16 protein-coding genes and 1 tRNA gene are annotated in these 18,201 nt (G+C 64.5%); 2 read left to right on the top strand and 15 right to left on the bottom strand.

The annotated features are described in order from the left end of the window. Positions 1-70: 70 nt before the first annotated feature. The 9 genes from ettA to GUY23_RS08410 form a co-directional block, all read right to left on the bottom strand. Positions 71-1,753, bottom strand: a complete 1,683-nt coding sequence (gene ettA, locus GUY23_RS08450) for an energy-dependent translational throttle protein EttA (RefSeq protein WP_166971430.1) — start codon at positions 1,751-1,753, stop codon at positions 71-73. Positions 1,754-1,879: 126 nt separating this feature from the next. Next, positions 1,880-2,563 (bottom strand): DUF6993 domain-containing protein, encoded by a 684-nt coding sequence (locus tag GUY23_RS08445; RefSeq protein ID WP_166971428.1) that lies wholly within the window; start codon positions 2,561-2,563, stop codon positions 1,880-1,882. A 77-nt stretch (positions 2,564-2,640) separates the two neighbouring features. Further along, a complete protein-coding gene (locus GUY23_RS08440; protein WP_166971426.1) occupies positions 2,641-3,327 on the bottom strand; it encodes a single-stranded DNA-binding protein in 687 nt (228 codons plus the stop codon). A gap of 169 nt (positions 3,328-3,496) precedes the next feature. Then, complete coding sequence (locus GUY23_RS08435) at positions 3,497-5,077, bottom strand: GTPase (RefSeq protein ID WP_166971424.1); 1,581 nt, start codon at positions 5,075-5,077, stop codon at positions 3,497-3,499. Then, on the bottom strand, positions 5,074-6,771 hold the full coding sequence (locus GUY23_RS08430; RefSeq protein WP_166971422.1) for a dynamin family protein: 1,698 nt from the start codon (positions 6,769-6,771) through the stop codon (positions 5,074-5,076). The genes GUY23_RS08435 and GUY23_RS08430 overlap by 4 nt, the downstream gene beginning before the upstream one ends. A 124-nt stretch (positions 6,772-6,895) precedes the next feature. Continuing rightward, a tRNA-Arg gene (locus tag GUY23_RS08425) sits at positions 6,896-6,969 on the bottom strand. A 108-nt stretch (positions 6,970-7,077) separates the two neighbouring features. Then, on the bottom strand, positions 7,078-7,284 hold the full coding sequence (locus GUY23_RS08420; RefSeq protein ID WP_166971420.1) for a hypothetical protein: 207 nt from the start codon (positions 7,282-7,284) through the stop codon (positions 7,078-7,080). A gap of 81 nt (positions 7,285-7,365) precedes the next feature. Next, the gene (locus tag GUY23_RS08415) at positions 7,366-7,680 is read right to left on the bottom strand and encodes a thiamine-binding protein (protein ID WP_166971418.1); all 315 of its coding nucleotides are present in this window, start codon (positions 7,678-7,680) and stop codon (positions 7,366-7,368) included. Between the two features lie 111 nt (positions 7,681-7,791). After that, a complete protein-coding gene (locus GUY23_RS08410; protein WP_166971416.1) occupies positions 7,792-8,982 on the bottom strand; it encodes an acetyl-CoA C-acetyltransferase in 1,191 nt (396 codons plus the stop codon). A 228-nt stretch (positions 8,983-9,210) separates the two neighbouring features. Between GUY23_RS08410 and GUY23_RS08405 the strand changes: the two genes are divergently transcribed. Then, a complete protein-coding gene (locus GUY23_RS08405; protein ID WP_166971414.1) occupies positions 9,211-10,950 on the top strand; it encodes a cell division protein in 1,740 nt (579 codons plus the stop codon). Positions 10,951-11,486: 536 nt separating this feature from the next. Then, positions 11,487-12,182, top strand: coding sequence for an endonuclease NucS (gene nucS, locus GUY23_RS08400; protein WP_166971412.1), 696 nt, complete (start codon positions 11,487-11,489; stop codon positions 12,180-12,182). 161 nt (positions 12,183-12,343) lie between these two features. Here nucS and GUY23_RS08395 read toward each other — a convergent pair whose 3' ends face one another. The 6 genes from GUY23_RS08395 to GUY23_RS08370 form a co-directional block, all read right to left on the bottom strand. Beyond that, a complete protein-coding gene (locus GUY23_RS08395) occupies positions 12,344-13,222 on the bottom strand; it encodes a hypothetical protein (protein ID WP_166971410.1) in 879 nt (292 codons plus the stop codon). A gap of 497 nt (positions 13,223-13,719) precedes the next feature. After that, a complete protein-coding gene (gene murA, locus GUY23_RS08390) occupies positions 13,720-15,033 on the bottom strand; it encodes a UDP-N-acetylglucosamine 1-carboxyvinyltransferase (protein WP_166971408.1) in 1,314 nt (437 codons plus the stop codon). Next, a complete protein-coding gene (locus GUY23_RS08385) occupies positions 15,033-15,500 on the bottom strand; it encodes a DUF2550 domain-containing protein (protein ID WP_135538628.1) in 468 nt (155 codons plus the stop codon). Before GUY23_RS08385 ends, murA begins: the two co-directional genes overlap by 1 nt. A 22-nt stretch (positions 15,501-15,522) precedes the next feature. Continuing rightward, positions 15,523-15,783, bottom strand: a complete 261-nt coding sequence (locus GUY23_RS08380) for a F0F1 ATP synthase subunit epsilon (RefSeq protein ID WP_166971406.1) — start codon at positions 15,781-15,783, stop codon at positions 15,523-15,525. Between the two features lie 3 nt (positions 15,784-15,786). Further along, positions 15,787-17,235, bottom strand: coding sequence for a F0F1 ATP synthase subunit beta (atpD, locus tag GUY23_RS08375; RefSeq protein WP_166971404.1), 1,449 nt, complete (start codon positions 17,233-17,235; stop codon positions 15,787-15,789). Between the two features lie 26 nt (positions 17,236-17,261). Further along, positions 17,262-18,194, bottom strand: coding sequence for a F0F1 ATP synthase subunit gamma (locus GUY23_RS08370; RefSeq protein WP_166971402.1), 933 nt, complete (start codon positions 18,192-18,194; stop codon positions 17,262-17,264). Positions 18,195-18,201: the final 7 nt, after the last annotated feature.

Below are 18,201 nucleotides of genomic sequence, written 5' to 3'. Positions count from 1 at the left end.
AGAGCCTGACACAGCGATGCCCCGGTCATGGTGACCGGGGCATCGCTGTGTCAGGCTCTGGGGCAGTCGATCAGTCGCGGGTGAGGCGACGATGCGTGACGCGATGCGGCCTGGCCGCATCCTCGCCGAGGCGCTCGACCTTGTTCTTCTCGTAGGCTTCGAAGTTGCCCTCGAACCAGTACCACTTCGCCGGGTTCTCCTCTGTGCCTTCCCACGCAAGGATGTGAGTGGCCACGCGGTCGAGGAACCAGCGGTCGTGCGAGACGACCACAGCACAGCCCGGGAAGTCGAGGAGAGCGTTCTCCAGAGAACCGAGCGTTTCGACGTCGAGGTCGTTGGTCGGCTCGTCGAGCAGGAGCAGGTTGCCGCCCTGTTTGAGCGTCAGCGCCAGGTTGAGACGATTGCGCTCACCGCCGGAGAGGACACCGGCCTTCTTCTGCTGGTCCGGGCCTTTGAATCCGAACGCCGAGACGTACGCACGCGAGGGCATCTCGACGGCACCGACCTGGATGAAGTCTAGTCCGTCCGAGACGACCTCCCACAGGGTCTTATCCGGGTCGATGCCGCCGCGGGACTGGTCGACATAGGAGATCTTCACGGTTTCGCCGATCTTGAGATCTCCGCCGTCGAGCTCTTCGAGGCCGACGATCGTCTTGAACAGGGTCGACTTGCCGACGCCGTTGGGGCCGATGACACCGACGATGCCGTTGCGCGGCAGTGAGAAGCTCAGACCGTCGATGAGCTGACGTCCGTCGAAGCCCTTCTCGATCTTGTCAGCTTCGATGACGACATCACCGAGGCGGGGCCCGGCCGGGATCTGGATCTCTTCGAAGTCGAGCTTGCGGGTCTTCTCGGCCTCCGCGGCCATCTCCTCATAGCGGGCCAGACGGGCCTTCGACTTCGTCTGCTTCGCCTTCGGGTTCGACCGCACCCATTCGAGTTCGTCCTTGAGACGTTTGGCCAGCTTCGCGTCCTTCTTGCCCTGCACCTGGAGCCGTTCGCGCTTCTTCTCCAGGTACGTGGAGTAGTTGCCTTCGTAGGGGTAGAGGTGGCCACGGTCGACCTCGGCGATCCATTCGGCGACGTGGTCGAGGAAGTACCTATCGTGCGTGATGGCGATGACGGCACCGGGGTACGACTTGAGATGCTGCTCGAGCCACAGCACAGACTCCGCGTCGAGGTGGTTCGTCGGCTCGTCGAGGAGCAGCAGGTCCGGTTTCTCGAGCAGCAGCTTGCACAGGGCCACGCGGCGACGCTCACCACCCGAGAGCACGGAGACGTCGGCGTCAGGCGGTGGGCAGCGCAGGGCGTCCATCGCCTGTTCGAGCTGAGAGTCGAGGTCCCATGCGTCGGCGGCGTCGATGGCTTCCTGCAGCTTGCCCATCTCTTCCATCAGAGCGTCGAAGTCCGCATCGGGATCCGACATCTCCTCAGAGATCGCATTGAAGCGGTCGACCTTCGCCTTGATCTCGCCGACGCCTTCCTGAACATTGCCGAGGACGGTCTTCTCCTCGTTCAGCGGGGGTTCCTGCATGAGGATGCCCACGGTGTATCCGGGGCTGAGCCGAGCCTCACCATTCGATGGCTGCTCCAGGCCCGCCATGATCTTGAGGATCGTTGATTTGCCGGCGCCGTTGGGGCCGACCATACCGATCTTCGCTCCGGGATAGAACGACATCGATACATCGTCGAGGATGACTTTGTCACCGTGCGCCTTACGCGCCTTATGCATGGTGTAGATGAATTCGGCCATAGTGGTCTCAGGCTATCGTTTTCGCACACCCCAGCGCGAATTGACGATCACCGTGAGACCGGTGCCCGGCGTGACGCTGCGGCGATACCACCGGCGGTCAACTGCACTGGCGCCTCCGGTGGATGCTCATCCCCCGCCGAGAGACGGAGCCTCACCGTCGCTGTCTCCGCCCTCTGCCGACCCCGAGGTGGAACCGCCGTCGTCTGACGATCCCTGCGAACCCGTCGATCCCTGCGAACCCGTTCCGTCATTCGATCCGGACGAGTCATCGCTGGGCTGAGGAGACTCCGTCGGGCCATCCTCCCCGTTGATGTCTTCGCCCGGCAGGTGACCGGCACCGTTCGAGTCGCCGTCCTCATCGCGCTTCTCCCCCTTGGGCGCCTTGACGCCTTCGGGCCTGTCGACTTCGCCGAACAGGCACGAGCCCGTCGATTCTGTGGGCTGCATGAGTTCAGCCGTGGCTTTGCCCGCGCGGATCTCTCCGACGACGCAGCCCTTGTCGGTCTTGACGCCGAACATCTTCGACGGCACATCGTTGCCGAGGGGCGACTCATCGAGGGTGGCTTCGAGTTGTTCGGGCTTGTACCCGGCTTCGAGCATGGTGCTGAAGAACTTCTTCGTCGACGGTACCGAGTCCTTATCGCCGGTGATCGGCTTGACTGCCTTGAGCACCTTGTCCACTTCCGCGACCGGTGTCGGATGGGTCTTCTTCGGCTCCGGCTGGGAATCATCTGAGCCGAAGCCCAACAGCGAGCAGCCCGACAGTGCCAGTGTCAGTGCTGCGGCACCCAGCACAGGAACGAGACGCATCTGAGACCTCGGCGGGAGGGGACGATTGACAGTCTCACTCTAACCGATCGGATCGATCTCTGCGGGCAGCGAATCGGTCAGAACGGCGCGGCGGCCGCCGCGGTTTCTCGCGCGATCGCATCATCACTTGACTCCGACTCCGGATTCGTCTCCGACGATCCGCTCTCCCCGGCACCCGTCTCGACGTCGGCGTCGTCGCTGGCAGCTGACGATTGCCTGCGATCATCGTCGTTCGCCTCGTCGGCCGAATAGGCACCGGGAACAGCGTTCGAGTAGCCGCCTCGCACGCCGTCCGATCCGGCAGATGCGGTCACGGGCGACGAGTCGAGTCCGTCCCAACCCTCGCCCTGAGTCGTTTCGGCATCAGTCGACGCCTGCTTTCCCGGATTCTGGGCGCGATCGGGGGTCTTCGACCTCCGGTAGTGGGCGGTGCCGTAGCGCAGATCGGGTCCGATGTGCTCGGCGACGACGGTCGGGGCGATCCCGCTGCGTTCGCCGTTGTCCCACTGACGGATCTTCAGGCTGCCGGTGACGATCACCGCAGTACCCGGCTGCAGTGACATCGAAGAATTGCTGGCCAGGTCGCCATAGCAGTCGACGCTGAACCACGAAGTGCCGTCGTCGATGAACTCGCCGGTGTCTTTGTCGATGCGCCAGTGGTTGACTGCCAGCCGGAAGGACGCACAGGCTCGCCCGGACGGCAGTGTCCGGGCAGCGGCGGCGGTGGCGATGGTGCCGGTCAGTGTGATCGGAATGGCGGACATCGGAGACTCCTTCGGGTTGTCGAGTGCACTCGCCCGTCGGTGGACGCGTGCATCATCAGTCAGCCCGGGACTTCGTCATCGTGTCCAGAGACACCGAATGCCCTGTGGACAGACGATCTCTGTCCACAGGGCATCGACGCGCGAGTCAATTCACCCGTGTGTGCAAGTCTCAGCTGAGCATCTCGAACGCCTGCCGGTGTTCGCCGATGACGCGTTTGACCGGATCGAGGTAGGAGCTCCGGGCGACCTGCCCCACAGCATCGCGCAGCTTTCCGTCGACATCGGCAGCCGCTTCCTTCGCGCCTCTGCTGCGGGCGGACTTCGACATCAGCGAGGTGACGAGCGAGCCGATGAGTCCGATCACGAGGATGCCGATGCTGAGAATCCAGCACCACGTCGGAAGCGGTCCCGAGCCGAGAGCCGCAACCAGAGCGGACACGATGACTCCGATGATGCCGACGATCGTGGCCACGAAGAAGATGATCTGCAGGGCGTTGGCCACTGACCACCAGCCCGGACTCTGCCGCGTGATATCCACAGCGGTGACGGCCGAGTCGAGGTTCTCCGAGAGTTCGGCTGTGCTCGTCTTCTCGGCCTCGGCGGCGTCGTTCTGCCACGCCTGCGGCATCGTCGCCACCGATTCGCTGATGAGTTCGTGCGCCATCAGTCTCACATGCGAGTTCTGGGCTTTCGTCGTGGCCGGAACCGAGGCCCGCACAAGCTCGTCGCGGCCCTGTCCGTGCTTGGCCCCGAGCGGGTCGGGGGCGTTGCGCTGCATCCAGGCGAGCACCGGGTAGCCGGTCCTGCGGTACGCGCGGCGGATGTAGTCATCGTGGACAGTCTGCGCCACTGCCTCGACTCCCGCGGCGTCCGACATCGTCTCCACCAGACGCGATGCTCCCGGCAGCTCGTCCGGCGGTGCCACCGGCTCCCCGAGCTCGGTGCGGATCCGTTTGGCCATCGCCTGCATGTCGGCGAGCAGACGCTCGGCCGCTGCGTCCTTCGAATCGACCGTGTCGGCGAGAATGCTGCGCAGTTCCGGAATCCCGTCGCGAGTCACTGCCGAGGACACACGGACATTCGTCTCGCTCAACCCGTCTTCATTGAGCAGATGCCGCAGGTGATCGACCGCCGCATTCTGCTCCTCGGGACTGAGTTTGTCGATCTGGTTGAGGACCACGACCATGTTCGAACTGTTCTCGGCGAGCTTGGCCAGGTAATCCGAATGCAATGAGAAATCCGCATACTTCTGTGGGTCGACCACCCAGAAGACGACGTCGACGAGCCCGACGAGGCGGTCGGACTCGACCCGGTGCTCGACGGCAGTCGAGTCGTGGTCGGGCAGGTCGAGGAGGATGAGTCCGTGCAGTCGCCGCTGGTCGTCGCCGTCGAGTGCCGATTCACGCCACGTTCGACTGCGCTCGGGCACGCGCAGCCAGTCCAGAACATCGTTGCCGCCCTCGCCCCAGACGCAGGCGGTCGGCCGCGACGTCGTCGGGCGGCGGACTCCCACACGAGCGATCTCGAGGCCGGCGACCGCGTTGAACAGAGAGGATTTGCCCGATCCGGTCGACCCGGCGAACGCGACCACGGTGAAGTCCTCCCCCAGTCCGAGGCGGTCTTCGGCACGGTCGAGCAGATTCTGAGCATCTGCACGCACGTCACCGGCGAGCTTGTCCTGACTCAGCGACAGCGAGTGCCGGATGCCTTCGGCCAGACGTCGGATCTCGGTCTGTGCGGAACTGTTCACAATGCCACCTCAAGTCGTTCACCGGACGAACGCAGCGCGTCCGCTTGCCGCGCCGGTACCGCGGATAGTCTCAGTGCGTTGTCGAAAGGCGCCCGGCAGTCGGCGACGATTCCCGCAGCGGCAGAATGGAAGCGCTGCCGGATCGAGGCGATGAGATCATGTGCCTCCGCCTCGCCGAAGATCGTCTCCGCCAGGCTCAATGCCACACCTGCGCCGTGGCGGGCGGCCGGCTCGGCGGTACCTGAACGCTGCGGATCCCAGAAGGCTGCGTATTCGAGAACCGCGCAGACGCCGGCGACGCCGAAGGAGAGGATACGCGCCTTGGACTTCTTGCCCTGGCCGAGATCGCGCACGAGCGCGTTCACATCGTCCGACCACCCGCTTACGGCCGATTTGACGGCCTCTTCGAGGCCGGAACCGACATGTCGCAGCTCCGGCTGCTCATCGATGAGCGCGGCTCCTGCCGCTGTATTGCGCCATTCGGCGTTGACGTCATCGACCACACGGATCGCCTGCTCGCGCAGAGACACGGCCGCACTGCGCAGAATGGCGATGTGCAGCGGGGTGGCGGCATCGTGCTTACCGGTCACCGCCGCAGAGATCCGGTCGCGCATGCGGGCCATGGTCGGTTCGAGTCCGCGGAACAGCTGCCCCGTTCCGACGAAGTCCTGCCACCTGGCATTCACCTCACCGTGCAGCACTCGGCCATCGGAGAACACCTCGGCGAGCCGGGAGTCGGCTGTGCGGAAGACCTCGTCCACGGAGGAGGCCAATGCGGCGTGAGCCTGTTCCTGAGCCTCGGCGTGGTCGGCGAGCGAGCGCACCCTTCCGGGCAGCGCGGCGACCGCCCCGCTCAGGGTTCGCGATCGAATGCGCTGGAGCGATCCCCCCTCTGCTCCCACCTGCGCGACCCACGAGCGGATCGGATAGATCGCCGCATGCGGAAGCAGACCGTCTTCGAGCTCGAGTTCGGCCACGGAGAAGATGGGAGAGTTGGCCAGCCCCGCCTCGGCGAGCAGACTAGAGAGGTGGTGTCTGACCTCGCGGTTGGCCTCGGGCGGAACCCTGTCCAGAACGATGGCCACCGAGGTGCTGCGCGCTGCCGCCGTCTTCAGCAGCGCCCACGGTGCGGCGTCCGCGTACCGGTTGGCTGTGGTGACGAAAAGCCACAGGTCCGCACTGAGCAGCGTCCGGCGCGAGAGTTCGCGGTTGGTCGCAGAGATCGAATCGATGTCGGGGCAGTCGAGGATCGCGGATCCCGCCTCGACGCTGTCATCGGGAATGAGGACGACGCCCGGCTGAGTGGACTCGGGGTCCGTGCTGCGCGGCAGATCCGGCAGGAAGTGCTCGGGGTCGAAGAACTTCGCATCGGCCGGATTGTGGACCACGACCGGATTGCCGGTCGTCGGTCGACGGACGCCAGCGGGGCTGACGTTCCGACCCACCAGTGAGTTCACGAGGGTCGATTTGCCCGCTCCGGTGGATCCTCCCACGGCGATGAGGAAGGGGGTGCGTGCACGGTTGATGCGCGGCAGCACATAGTCGCCCAGTTCCACGGTCAGCGCCGAGTGCGCAGCGCGACCGTCTTCGAAGTCATCGGTGCGCAGGGTGAAGCGCGTCTCGGATACGCGCTTGACGATATCGTTCAACGCTTGGCCGACCGGCGGCGTCACGGCACTCTTGCTCTCTGTCATCACGCATCCACTCTCTATGGTTTCCCAGCTCGGCACCAATTGCCACGCCGTATCCGCGCAGAATTGCCGGTACCGACCTGAGACGTCGGGAGCAGAACGATTGAGAAATTCCACGCATGAGAAGCGCCCCCGGCGGGGCTCGAACCCGCGACCTACCGCTTAGAAGGCGGTTGCTCTATCCGACTGAGCTACGGAGGCTCACACATCGTAACCGATGGCCGCGGAAGAACAGAAAGCGGCCCCGGACGGAGCGGGACTCTCTGAGTCCGCGCTCACGAACCGGGGCTCAACGCTGAAATCGGTCGGTCAGTAGCGGCGCGCCGCCTGCTCGAGGGCTTTGCGCACAGTCACGAAGGACACCACTGCGACACCGGTCAGAGCGAGGATCACTGCGACGGCTTCGATGCCGAACGCGAAGTCGACGATGATCGGAAAGAATCCTGCGAGCATGAAGCCCAGCAGAGCCAACAGGGTCAGGCCCGTAGCGATCGAGAAGCACTTGGCACCGTTCATAGTTCATCTCCTTTGTCCCGTTGGAAAAAAGGGTAGTCCTCAGCGTGAGCCTCGTCACTGTGAAAAGCCTGAAAATCAGGCTCAGTCCTCGCCGCGGGCCTCGATCGCCTTCTCAAGGCGTTCGAGCTTGCCGTCGAGCTCCCCGGTGTATCCCGGCCTGATATCCGCCTTGACCACGAGCGACACCCTCGTGCCGAATTCCCCGACGGCATCGGTCGCCGCTTTGATGACGGCGAAGACTTCGTCCCATTCGCCTTCGATCGTCGTGAACATCGCATCGGTGCGGTGCGGCAGCCCGGAACGGCGGACGATGTCCACGGCCGCTGCCACGGCGTCGTGGACCGATGCATCCGAACCCTCTCCCCCGCTGGGGGCGACTGAGAATGCTGCGAGCATGGTGTCTCTCCTTCTTCTGTGGAGTCGGGGAACCAGAACGGTCCCCCGCGGTGCCGACCCCGGTCACCTCGGGAGGACGATGCCGACGGCACCGTCCTCCCGAGGTGAGCCTCAGGCCTGCGGCGGAACGGCGACGATGAGCGAGTCGCCCTGACCTCCGCCTCCGCACAGGGCGGCGATTCCAGAGCCTCCACCTCGGCGCTGGAGTTCGAGCGCAAGGGTGAGCACGATCCTCGCCCCGGAGGCGCCGATGGGGTGGCCGAGGGCCACCGCGCCGCCGTTGACGTTGACCTTCTCCTCGTCGACGCCGAGGTCCTTCGAACTGGCCAGGCCGACGGCGGCGAACGCTTCGTTGATCTCGTAGAGGTCGAAGGAGTCCGCGGCCACGCCTTCGCGCTCGGCGGCGGCCTTGATCGCCTGCGAGGGCTGGTGCTGCAGGGTCGAATTGGGTCCCGCCGTCCAGGCGTGGGACCGGATCTCCGCGAGGATCGGCGCGCCGAGCTCCTCGGCCTTCTCACGAGACATCACCACGACGGCGCACGCACCGTCGGAGATCTGCGAGGCATTGCCGGCGGTGATCGTTCCGTCCTTGCGGAACGATGGGCGCAGCTTGGACAGTGATTCGACGGTCGTCTCCGCTCGCACCCCCTCATCGGCCGAGACCGTGACGTCTCCCTTGCGCGAGGCGATGGTGACGGGGACGATCTCGTCATCGAAGGCACCGGCTTGCTGCGCCCGGGCCGCACGCTGGTGTGAACGAGCGGAGAACGCGTCCTGTTCCTCGCGGGAGAACTCACGGTCTCCGGCATTGGCGTCTTCGGTCAGACCGCCCATCGCCTGATCGGTGAACGCATCCCAGAGTCCGTCGTAGTCCATATGGTCCTTGGCGACGACATCGCCGTACTTATACCCCGAACGCGACTTCATGAGCATGTGCGGGGCCTGGCTCATCGATTCCTGTCCGCCCGCAACGACGACGTCGTACTCACCGGCGCGGATGAGCTGGGCAGCCTGGGTGATCGTGTTGATGCCCGACAGGCAGAGTTTGTTGACGGTCACGGCAGGCACCGACATGGGGATGCCGCCGGCAACGGCCGCCTGCCGTGCCGGTCCCTGGCTGTTTCCGGCCTGGAGCACCTGGCCCATGATGACGTAGTCGACGTCGTCGCCCTTGATGCCGGCACGCTCCAGCGCCCCGGCGATGGCGTTTCCGCCGAGCTCGACAGCGCTGAGTTTCGACAGCTCTCCCTGCAGCCGTCCGAATGGTGTGCGCGCTCCGGCGACGATCACTGCGTCTGCCATTGTTCCTCCTCGGATCCGCGCGCCGGAAACCTGATCCCGGCACGTGTGGTCATCGATACCACCCAGCGTAGTCGAGGAGACTGTGGCCTCGGTCACGGGGTCCCGTCTTACGCCTTCGATCGCTTCTGACCACTGTCGAGCATTCGCACCCAACACTCATGGAGTCTCCGTTAGAGTAGGACGAGGACAGCCCAGATCACCCCTCCCAGACGACAGGAGTTCGCTTCAGTGACGCCCACCGAAGAATTCCGCACAGCGATGCGCGGCTACGAAAAGAGTGAAGTCGATTCGCGCCTGCAGCAGCTGCGCACCGAGGTCGAATCGGTCCGCAAAGCGCTGGCGGATGCGCGGAGTCAGGTCATCAATGCCGACCGGGCGAAGCTGCAGATCGCCGGTGAGCTTTCGGAGGCGAAGGCCCAGCTGAAGAAGGCCGCGAACGACAATGCCGAGGCCTCGGGTCCTCCCGGCAGCCGCATCGACCACCTGCTCAAGATCGCCGAATCCCAGGCCCGTGAGACCTTGGCCCAGGCCAACTCCGATGCCGAGACCATTCGCAACAAGGCCCGCGCCGAGGCGGCGTCCGCTCGCGCTCGGATGCACACCGAGAGCAATGACACCCTGTCGAATGCGCGGTCCGAGGCCGATGCGATCATCTCCTCGGCCGAGCTGCGTGCCGAGGAGACCGTCAAGGCCGCAGAGAAGCGCGCCGCCGAGCTCAAGGCGACGACCGAGCGGGAGACCAACCAGGCCCGGGAGGCCAACGCCGCTTCGGCCAAGGAGGCCCGCGAGAGCCTCGACCTCGAACTCTCCGAGCTGCGTGCGACCGCCGAGAAGGAAGGCGCCGATCTGCGTGCCGCGGCGAAAGCCGAGGCCGAAGAGACCGTGGCGACCGCGCAGGCTCAGGCCGATGAACTCCTCGCCACCGCGAAGGCCCGCGATGAGGCTTCGAAGAAGGCCAGCAACGACTTCGACGTCGAGCTCGCGGCCAAGCGCAAGGACGCCGAATCCGAACGTAAGAAGCGCTACGAAGAAGCACAGGCCGAGAACAAGAAGCTCATCGATGATGCCCAGGCACGCGCCGCGAAGGCCGATGCCGAGGCCAAGGAGGCGGCGGAGCGCGCGGAGGCCACGCGCACGGACGCCGTGAAGAAGGCCGACGAGATCATCGCCGACGGAAAGTCGCGCGCCCAGACTCTCATCGCCGAGGCTCGCGCCACCGCAGAGGCCACCATCGAGGAGTCGGCCGCCGAAGCCAAGCGCAATGTGGCTTCCGCTCAGTCTCAGGTGGATCTGCTCACGAAGCAGCGCAAGACCATCACGGCACAGCTCGATCAGCTGCGTTCGCTGTTCGCCATGCCAGGTGTCATGGGTGGCGACAGCATCGATCCGGCGAAAGCCGAGTCGGCCGCCCACGCAACCGAACAGATCGCCGATGGTCAGGAGCTCGAGGACCTGCTGGCCGACGACCCCGCCGAGTCCGACGGAGGAGACTCCGAATCGACCGCTGCCTCATCGGGCGACTCCGCTGCGAAGAGCGACGCGTCCGCCGAGTCCGCTGCCGTCGGCACCGAGTCCGCGGGTTCGCAGAACGCTCAGACCGGCACGACCGGTCAGAACGTCGCGAAGTCACAGGGACACCAGGACAAGAGCACCAAGGACTCGAAGGACTCCGCCGGCGCGACGGCCGGCGAAGCCGATGCGAAGACGGCAGGTGCCAAGGCGCAGGCCTCCGGCGCCCAGTCGACCGATTCGGTGGCCTCGTCCGATTCCGCAACCGCGGACTCGACGTCCGCTGAGGCGAACGGTGAGTCCGCTGAAGCCTCTGATGAATCCGCTGACAAGAGCGGGAAGGGCGAGAACCTGCCCAATGGAGCCACCGACGAGGACACCATCTCGATCGATGCCCAGGTGTCAGGTTCGAAGAACGGCAGCTCGAAGACGACACGATCACGCAACTCGCTGCGCTGAGCGCCGGGCGATCGCATCGCCGGCGCTCGCATCGCTGAGGGTTGAATAGTCCGAAGGGACCCGTTCGCGGGTCCCTTCGTCATTGCGCTGAGTCGTACGTCGGCCCACTCGGTCCTTCGGGAAATCATCGCGCCGTTCGTGAACTCGTGGGCCCACCTCGTCACTCACGAACTCGCTGCGTCGCGGTCAGGCCCCGTCGGCCGTGCTCATCACCTGAAACGATCGAAACAACGCGAATGCCAGTGCCGCCGGCTGTCGACTCCGATCTCCACTCCGTGCCTGGCTTCCTCCCGCCACGCGACGATGTGAGTCGAAGCCGCACTGACCTCACGTCCGCAACCGGGGCAGACGTAGACCTTGCCGGAATCGCTGCCTCGCACCGTCTGCACCGACCATGTCCCGTCCGAGAGCGAGCGGCTCGTGCGCATCCCGGACACCGCATCGGAGAGGTCTCTGGGACTCCGCTGCCATTTGTTCGTGCGACGCGAGGATGAAGATCGTGGCATTGGCCCATTGTCTCACGTAGGCTGAAGCGCGTGCGTCTTGTCATTGCCGAATGCTCCGTTGATTATGCCGGTCGTCTGACCGCCCACCTTCCGATGGCTACCCGCCTCATCATGCTCAAGGCAGACGGGTCGATCCTCATCCATTCCGACGGCGGTTCGTACAAACCGCTCAACTGGATGACTCCCCCGTGCACGATCCGGCACCTCGAGCCGGACGCCGAGCAGACGGCCGCGGGTCTGACCGAGTTGTGGGAGGTCTCCCAGACGAAGACCGGGGACCGTCTCATCATCTCCATCGCCGAAGTGATCTCCGATGACAGCTACGAGTTCGGTGTCGATCCCGGACTGGTCAAAGACGGCGTCGAGGCGCATCTGCAGGAGCTGTTGGCCGAGCATATCGAGACACTCGGCACCGGTTACAGCCTCGTGCGTCGCGAATACATGACGGCGATCGGTCCCGTCGACATCCTGGCCAAGGATCATGTCCAGAGATCGGTAGCGATCGAGATCAAGCGTCGCGGAGACATCGACGGAGTCGAACAGCTCACGCGCTACCTCGAGCTGATGAACCGCGATCCCCTGCTCAGCCCTGTCGAAGGGGTCTTCGCAGCTCAGGAGATCAAACCCCAGGCACGTACGCTCGCCGAGGACCGGGGCATCCGCTGCGTCGTCCTCGACTACGACGCGCTGCGGGGTATGGACGACCCGGACTCGCGCCTGTTCTGACCGGATAGTTCGCCCCGCCTCGGTGGGGTTTCTGCCGTCGTTCAAGGCCACGCGCATCCGTCGCCTGTACGCGCACGTCTCTGCGGTCGTTCAAGGCGGAACACCTCTGTCGAGTCGCGCTCCGGTCCACAGGTGCTGTCCGCCTTGAGCGAGACCGGGGATCACACTTCCCGCTGCCGTCGTTCGTCGACGACCATGCGCCGCCGCACAGCTTCTTTGATGCGCAGGAAGACACCGGCGGAGAACAGCTCGCTCCAGCGAATGCGAAAGACCATCCACCCTTCGTTGCGGAGTGCATACTCGCGACTCCTCTCGCGTTCGAACGACTGCTGTGGATCGGCTCCGTCGAGGTGATACTTCGCCGCTCCGTCGACCTCCGCGATCACTTTCGCGTGGACATCGGCGAAATCGGTCCGTGCCAGATGTCTGCCGCTCTCGTCGAAGATGTCGACCTGCGGTTCGAATCCGGACATCGAATGCTCGACGAAGCGCACCGCGCAGATCGATTCCGCCACGCTCTCCCGGCGACCGTCGACGTTGTCGAGGGCGGTGAGCATCTTCCGAGTGCCGGTGCGAACCGGGTGAGACTCGAAATGGGTCCGGATCTCGCCGAGCGTCAGGACCGACTCACGCACCGCCGAATCGAGCACTGCCACGGAGAATGCCAGCGGGCAGTCGCGAGCGATGTCGTGCACCGTCTGAAGCACGGTCGTGACCGGAATCCCATTGACGATCTCATGTGTACCGGAGTCCAGCGCTCGGCGCCTGACCAGCATGTTCGCCAGTCGCACGCCGTAGCGAGGGTTGACGGATTCGGCGAACACCTCACCCTTTTCGAGATACGGAATCGGAAGGCCGTGGACGACGAGTGCGCTGCGATGGGAGAACACCGAGTCCTGAGGAATGCGATCGACATATGACCTGAGCAGGATCCTCAGATCCTCTGCGCGCTTGCGCTGGCCCCTCGTCTCCTTGGGCAGAGTGGTCGTCGCCGCCTCGGCGATCGCAGCGACGAAACTGTGTTCCGGCTTGTCACACACCGACGCGACGAGGTATCGCCCACGCTCCAGACGCCGCAGACAGCATCGCTCAGCCGTTTTGATTCGATGACAGTCCCACCCCGCGGCGTTGAGAGCGGCCGTCGTCAGACATCCATACATGCCACCAAGCATGAGCGACCAGACCTTGTCGAGGCCACCCCGAGATTCCGTCCTGTGGATAACCGTCGACTCGTGCGCACAGATGGCGAATTCTCCGGCCCGCGAGCAGATGAGACGGCGCTTGAAGGCAGTCTGCAGGTTCAGATGTGGCCGTCGTCAAACCTCATTCAAGGCCGAGCGCACTTGACGAGCCGTCCACCGTTCCACAGACGCGGTACGTCTTGAACGAGCAAAAGAAGTCTAGACAGAAGAGCGCCGGCTTGAACGAGCGCTGCGTGGACGATCGCGCCGGTGCCGGGAAAGTTGGCTGCGGGCCGACGCCGTCGGGCAGGTTCGGTTCGAGACGGATCGTAGGTTGCCGGGGCGAAAATGGTGGGCTATTCGAAGCTGAGGACGTCGCGCTTCTCCACGCGTTCGATATCGACGCCGAGGCTGCGCAGGTTGGGCACGAAGTTCTCGTAACCGCGTTCGATGTGGTCGATGCCCGACACCTCGGTCACTCCCCCGGCGCGCAGAGCCGCCATGACGAGTCCGGCACCGGCGCGGATGTCCGAGGCTTCGACTTCGGCACCGGAGAGGCTCTCACTGCCGGTCACGAGCGCGTGGTTGCCGTCGATGCGCACCTTCGCACCGAGGCGGGCGATCTCCTGGACGAACCGCCACCGTGCCTCGAACAGGTTCTCCGACAGCAGTCCGATGCCGTCGGAGACCGAGTTGAGAGCGATGACGAATGGCTGGAGATCGGTGGGGAATCCAGGGAACGGCATGGTCGCGACCCTGATCGCGTGCGGGCGTTCGGCTCCGACGACGCGGAATCCCTGTCCGATGGTGCCATCGCCGAGGCTGATCTCCCCGAGGTCGTCGACGCTCGCCCCGGAATCCCTGAGCTTGAGTCCGATGTTCGGCATGAGATCGAGTCCGACTCCGCGGACGGTGACGTCGCCGCCGCTGAGAGCGGCGCCGAAGGCGAATGTCCCCGCAACGATGCGGTCGCCGACCGTGCGGTGCGTCACCGGTCGCAGATCCGAGACACCGGTGATCGTGAGTTCAGAGGTTCCGATGCCGTCGATGTCCGCGCCCATCTCGACGAGCATCGTGCAGATGTCGACGATCTCGGGTTCGCGGGCCGCATTCGAGATCGTCGTCGAACCGTGCGCCAGCGTGGCGGCCATGACGAGGTTCTCGGTGGCTCCCACCGAGGGAAATTCAAGGACGATCTCGGTTCCGCACAGACCGTCGGGAGCTTCGGCGACGAAGTAGCCGTGATCGAGATGCACCTCGGCGCCGAGGGCCTCGAGCCCGGCCTGGTGCATGTCGAGGCCGCGCGAACCGATGGCGTCGCCGCCGGGGAGGGCAACGTGAGCTGCGCGCATCCGTGCGGTCAGCGGACCGAGCACGGAGATCGACGCCCGCATTGCGCGGACCAGTTCGTAATCCGCCTGGATCCCGACCTCTTCGGGCACATCGATGCTCACGACACCAGCATCGGAATCGTAGTCGACTTCGCACCCGAGCCGCACGAGGAGTTCGACCATGATCCTCACATCGAGGATCGCCGGAACATTCGTGATCGTGCTCCGACCGACTGCCAGCAGGCTGGCCGCCATGAGCTTGAGGACACTGTTCTTCGCGCCCCTGACGTCGATGACACCGCGCAGACGCGTCGGACCTGTCAAACGGAAGACATCCATTAGGTGAAACGTCCCATCGTCGGGTTGAAACCTGGAGGTGAGGACTCCAGCCACGAGGCCATCGTGGACAGCGACTCGGTATCCATCGCCAACGACACCGAGCGAGGACGACCGTCTGCTTTGCCGTAGGAGCAGTCAACGACGACGGCATCGGGCAGAACGGAATACTGCTCCCCCGAGGTCGGCTTGCGACGCACGAGGATGTCGAGGTCGGCCCGCGGCAGCCGGAATGCCGCCCGGCGTGTCAGGGCGAAGACCGGGTACCAGTCCAGGGACGCCACCGAGAACACTGCGACGCCCAAACGCCAACGTGGGCGAGAAGAATACTCCTCGCCCACGTTGATGGAACAGTCGAAAGCACCCGAGAGCTTCGAGATCGACCTACGTCGGATCGTCACGACGACGATCAGAGCAAGCGCGAGTCCTACCAATGAGAGCAGAACGATCAGCAGGACAGAAGGGTTCACGGTTGCCAGTGTAACGTGCAGATCAGAGAAGTTCGGCCTGATCAGCGGCAATGATCACGCGATTGTTCTCCACCGAGAGGAAACCCCCATCGGCCTTGACCCTGATGGTCTCCTCACCGGTGGTGAGAATCCGCGCCTCGCCATCGGCGACGACACCCAGGACAGGCTCATGACCTGCCAGGATGCCGATCTCGCCATCGAGAGTGCGGGCGATGACGCGCTTGGCCTCACCGACCCACACCTCGCGATCGGCAGCCACGACATTCACTTCGAGTGTCGCCATGGCTTACTTCTGCATCTCTTCGTAGTTGCGCATCACATCGTCCAGGCCGCCGACGTTGAAGAACGCCTGCTCCGGGATGTGGTCGACCTCGCCGGAGCAGATCTTCGAGAATCCTTCGATCGTGTCGGCCAGCGGCACGGTCGAACCGGGAACCTGAGTGAACTTCTCAGCCATGTAGGTGTTCTGCGAGAGGAACTGCTCGATGCGGCGGGCACGGTGGACGACGAGCTTGTCCTCTTCACCGAGTTCGTCGACACCGAGGATGGCGATGATGTCCTGCAGCTCCTTGTTCTTCTGCAGGATCGCCTTGACCTCGTTGGCCACGCGGTAGTGCTCGTCACCGACGATCATCGGATCGAGGATGCGCGAGGACGATGCCAGCGGGTCGATCGCCGGATACAGACCGCGTGAAGCGATGTCACGGCTGAGCTCGGTGGTCGCATCGAGGTGCGCGAACGTCGTGGCCGGAGCGGGGTCGGTGTAGTCATCGGCGGGAACGTAGATCGCCTGCATCGAGGTGATCGAGTGACCACGCGTCGAAGTGATCCGTTCCTGCAGCAGACCCATCTCGTCAGCCAGATTGGGCTGGTAGCCCACGGCGGAGGGCATGCGACCCAGCAGGGTCGAGACCTCGGAGCCGGCCTGGGTGAAGCGGAAGATGTTGTCGATGAACAGCAGCACGTCCTGGTTCTGCACATCGCGGAAGTACTCCGCCATGGTCAGGGCCGCCAGGGCCACGCGCAGACGGGTGCCTGGAGGCTCGTCCATCTGTCCGAAGACCAGTGCGGTGTCCTTGAACACGCCCGCCTCGTCCATCTCCACGATGAGGTCGTTGCCCTCACGGGTACGCTCACCCACACCGGCGAACACCGAGGTGCCCGAGTGGTTGTGAGCGATGCGGAAGATCATCTCCTGGATGAGCACGGTCTTGCCGACGCCGGCGCCGCCGAACAGACCGATCTTTCCACCCTGGACATAGGGGGTCAGGAGGTCGATGCTCTTGATGCCGACCTCGAGCATCTCGGTCTTCGACTCGAGCTCGTCGAAGGCCGGTGCCGGACGGTGGATGGGCCAGCGCTCGGAGATCTCGAGCTCCTCGCCGTCGGCGAGGTTGAGGCAGTCACCGGTGGTGTTCCACACGTGGTGCTTGGTGACGTCACCGACGGGCACCGAGATCGGTGCACCGGTGTCGACGACTTCCTGACCACGGACGAGGCCGTCGGTCGGCTGCAGCGACACGGCTCGGACGAGTCCGTTGCCCAACTGGAGGCCGACCTCGAAGGTCAGCTTGCGCGTGCCTTCGGACAGCTCCACCGAGGTGGTCAGTGCGTTGTAGATCTCAGGCACGGAGTCGAGCGGGAACTCGATGTCGACAACCGGGCCGATGACTCGGGAAATCCGACCGAGGGCGGTGCCCTGTGCCGGAGAGGTTTCCGTTGCTGTGGCAGTCATGGTCTCTTTCTCTCTGCTCTCGCCGGTCAGTCGCCGGCTGCCGATGCCGCGAGGGCATCCGCCCCACCGACGATCTCGGTGAGTTCCTGGGTGATTTCCGCCTGGCGGGCCGTATTGGCCAACCGGGTGTAGGTCTTGATGAGATCGTCCGCATTGTCCGTGGCCGTCTTCATCGCGGCCTGGCGCGAAGCCTGCTCGGATGCCGATGCGCTCAGCAGAGCCGAAAGGATGCGCGAATCGATGTACCGCGGCAGCAATGCGTCGAGGACGGCCTCAGCGCTGGGTTCGAACTCATAGAGAGGGAATGCAGCAGCATCATCGGTCGACTCGGCCGCTCCACCCGTGGCCGCCTCGTCGGCGTCGACGACCTCGAGCGGCAGAAGGCGCCGGTACTCGGGATCGTGATTGACGCTCGAGACGAACTTCGTGAAGACGATGTAGATCTCGTCGAGACCTGCGTCAGGATTCTCCGGATCGAAGTCCTCCAACAGTGCCTCACCGATCTCCCTGGCCACCTCGGCGGTCGGGTTCTCGGAGAAGCCGGTCCAGGCGCGTTCGATCGGACGATCGCGGAAGGTGTAGTAGTTCTTCGCCTTGCCGCCGACCGTGAACAGCCTCACGTCCTTGCCTTCTTCATGCAGAAGCCGGACAAGCTCTTCGGCCTCGCGCAGGAGGTTCGCGGAATAGGCTCCTGCGAACCCACGGTCGGGTCCCATGACGAGCACTGCGGCCCGTTGCACGTTCTCCGATTCCGTGGTGAGCACGTGATCGACGTTCGACTCGCTTGCGACCGCCGAGACCGCGCGGGTCAGGGCGTTCGCATACGGGCTCGCCGCCTGCGAGCGGGCGATGGCCTTCTGAATCCGCGAAGCAGCGATGAGCTCCATCGCCTTGAAGATCTTCCTCAAGGACTGAGTCGAGCGGATCTTCTGTTTGAAGACCCTCTGCTGGGCTCCCATCAGTTCT

This window comes from Brevibacterium atlanticum, assembly GCF_011617245.1.
GTDB classification, from domain to species: domain Bacteria; phylum Actinomycetota; class Actinomycetes; order Actinomycetales; family Brevibacteriaceae; genus Brevibacterium; species Brevibacterium atlanticum.
Note: the sequence above shows the minus strand (reverse complement) of the source record. Positions and strands in the feature narration are given on the sequence as shown.

Bases quoted from the DNA above. Each gene is read 5' to 3' on its own strand.
- ettA (WP_166971430.1), bottom strand. From the start codon at position 1,753: ATGGCCGAATTCATCTACACCATGCATAAGGCGCGTAAGGCGCACGGT.
- GUY23_RS08420 (WP_166971420.1), bottom strand. From the start codon at position 7,284: ATGAACGGTGCCAAGTGCTTCTCGATCGCTACGGGCCTGACCCTGTTG.
- GUY23_RS08415 (WP_166971418.1), bottom strand. From the start codon at position 7,680: ATGCTCGCAGCATTCTCAGTCGCCCCCAGCGGGGGAGAGGGTTCGGAT.
- GUY23_RS08440 (WP_166971426.1), bottom strand. From the start codon at position 3,327: ATGTCCGCCATTCCGATCACACTGACCGGCACCATCGCCACCGCCGCC.
- GUY23_RS08370 (WP_166971402.1), bottom strand. From the start codon at position 18,194: ATGGGAGCCCAGCAGAGGGTCTTCAAACAGAAGATCCGCTCGACTCAG.
- GUY23_RS08445 (WP_166971428.1), bottom strand. From the start codon at position 2,563: ATGCGTCTCGTTCCTGTGCTGGGTGCCGCAGCACTGACACTGGCACTG.
- murA (WP_166971408.1), bottom strand. From the start codon at position 15,033: ATGGATGTCTTCCGTTTGACAGGTCCGACGCGTCTGCGCGGTGTCATC.
- GUY23_RS08380 (WP_166971406.1), bottom strand. From the start codon at position 15,783: ATGGCGACACTCGAAGTGAATGTCGTGGCTGCCGATCGCGAGGTGTGG.
- GUY23_RS08430 (WP_166971422.1), bottom strand. From the start codon at position 6,771: ATGACAGAGAGCAAGAGTGCCGTGACGCCGCCGGTCGGCCAAGCGTTG.
- GUY23_RS08410 (WP_166971416.1), bottom strand. From the start codon at position 8,982: ATGGCAGACGCAGTGATCGTCGCCGGAGCGCGCACACCATTCGGACGG.
- atpD (WP_166971404.1), bottom strand. From the start codon at position 17,235: ATGACTGCCACAGCAACGGAAACCTCTCCGGCACAGGGCACCGCCCTC.